The sequence below is a fragment of the Marinobacter sp. UBA2498 genome, from assembly GCF_002341575.1.
GTDB lineage: Bacteria > Pseudomonadota > Gammaproteobacteria > Pseudomonadales > Oleiphilaceae > Marinobacter > Marinobacter manganoxydans.
The window spans coordinates 9,203-11,334 of the sequence record NZ_DDOI01000155.1; the positions used below are offsets into that span (position 1 = coordinate 9,203).

At 60.6% G+C, this 2,132-nt stretch carries 1 protein-coding gene and 1 pseudogene; both read right to left on the reverse strand.

Translation table 11 applies throughout. The features are described from left to right. Positions 1 to 1,070: pseudogene (locus B2W52_RS21485) on the reverse strand (histidine kinase); the annotation flags it as partial. 3 nt (positions 1,071 to 1,073) lie between these two features. Continuing rightward, a complete protein-coding gene (gene pdsR / locus B2W52_RS21490) occupies positions 1,074 to 1,775 on the reverse strand; it encodes a proteobacterial dedicated sortase system response regulator (RefSeq protein WP_273069399.1) in 702 nt (233 codons plus the stop codon). Between the last annotated feature and the right edge of the window lie 357 nt (positions 1,776 to 2,132).

Below are 2,132 nucleotides of genomic sequence, written 5' to 3' on the forward strand. Positions count from 1 at the left end.
AGCGTGCGGCCACCGAAGACCTCCCGAGTGGTCAGCAGCCAGACGCTGTCATCTTCATGACGGACCAGGCTCGTTTCCGGTAGCGCCTCAACGTCCACACGGTTGGTGTCGGTTTCGATTGAGGTGGGTTCTGGCTGGTAGAGGCGTACCAGGCCTCTGAGTGCATTGAGACTGATCTTTTCGATCACCTGCACCGGGCTGAGACTGTCGAACTCTGGCGCTGTGACGGCTGAGTCAGCCTGTTGTCTCGCGATGACCCATCCGGCCGGTTCAACCAGTCGGGCCTGCTGGCCGGGGTTAAGTTGTGGTTCCAGCTGTCGCTCCAGGGCGAGATTTCGACTGACCAGCACCGGCAATGGGTCAACCGACGTGGAGACGCCGGTTACCTGATCACTGCCCCATAAGGCGGCAAAACCCAGGCGGCTGCGGTCGACAGGCATGGGCAGTTTCAGTTCCAGCTGCCAGCCATCGCCGGCGCCCTGCAAAAAGCCGGAGAGGCGATAGTCGGGTTGGCCGCCTTTCTCTTCAAGGCCATAGAGCTGGCCGGGAGCCGGTGTGCGCAGTAACCACGATTGCCGGCCGGATTCCTGGGCGAGGTTGCCGCCAGAGGTTTCCAGCCAGAGCCTCAGCCGGTCATGGGCCTGTTCCGGGCTGCCGGGATTAAAGAACACGGGTTGCCTATGGCTAACGCGAATCAGCAGATACAGGTTCCGTCTATCGGTAGCGGCCTGCCATTGCAGAGCCGTTTCCCCGGCTTTGCCGCTGGCGACTCTTTGCCAGTTTCTTGCCTGGTTTTCCTCGTCATACCCCGGCCAGTCATCGCCATAACCATCCAGATTCAGGTTGCCGGTCAGCGGTTCAACGTAGATGGCGGGTTCATCAGCCCTGACAACCGGGGTGCCGATGATCTGATCGCCGGCAGTCTCGGCCAGTCTCACGGCCTGGGCCTGCAGTTGCTGCCGGGCCTGTTGTCGGAGGGCATCGTCCAGTTCCAGGACAAACTGCAGGCCTGCCCAGGGAATCAGCAGCATCAGCAGGCTGGCAACGAACAGCTGGCGCTTGAGGTTCAAGAATCAGACCTCACGGGCGTTCCAGCGGTAACCCATGCCGTAGGCGGTCTGTATGCCGTCAAAGGTTGCGTCAATCTGCTGGAACTTGCGGCGGATACGTTTGATGTGAGAGGTGACCGTGTTGTCGTCCAGCACGGTGCTGGCCGCTTCCATCAGTTGTTCGCGGCTGCGCACATGGCCCGGATGCTGGACCAGCGAGTGCAGCATCCAGAATTCGGTGACGGTTAGGTCGATGGGGGTTTCGTCCCAGGCGACGGTCATGCGATCCACATTGAGGGTGAGCTTGCCCCGCTGGAGCACTTCGTCCGGCTTCTGGAGGGCTTCGGCCCAGGCATCGGCCCGTCTGAGCAGGGCGGTAACCCGGGCCAGCAGGTGGTCCAGGCTCATGTCCTTGGTGACGTAATCATCGGCCCCAAGGCGCAAACCGTGGACGGAATCGATGTCGCTGTCTCGGGCGGTCAGGAAGATAATCGGCAGGGTCTGGGACAGTGATCTCAGGTCCTGACACAGGGCAAAACCGCCTTCCGGTTCATCGCCCAGCCCGACGTCGATAATGGCCAGGTCGGGTAACGACTGACGCAGCACCTGCCAGGCCGACGACCGGTCGCCATGGGCGGTCACGCGATAGCCACGGCGCTCGAATGCGGCGCGGTAGTTGTCGCGGATGGCGGGTTCGTCTTCGATCAGTACAACGTGTTTCTTCATGGTGGCGGCTGCTTCCCGTTGCCGGTGTGTGCCTATTTAACCACGGCAGGTGCTGATAACAAGCGCGCAGGTCGTTGTTGCCATAATTCATCATTTTTTGAGGGTGGTTTGTCGCTTTCTGCCATGGGAGTTCCTCTCCGGATTGCTGAAATGGCGGTGTTTCGCACAGTCATGCAGTCACAAGGATTCTCTCATGATGCTCTCCAATTCTCTCTTGCAGCTCTACTCGACTTCTTCTGATAAGAGTCTGCCGCCCGGCCAGCGCCGGGTACCTTCCGAAACACGCTGTGAATACGTCCCTGTACGCTCGGCTCCGCCATCCATGGCTCCGCACGGTTTCGGAAGGTACCCGGCGCT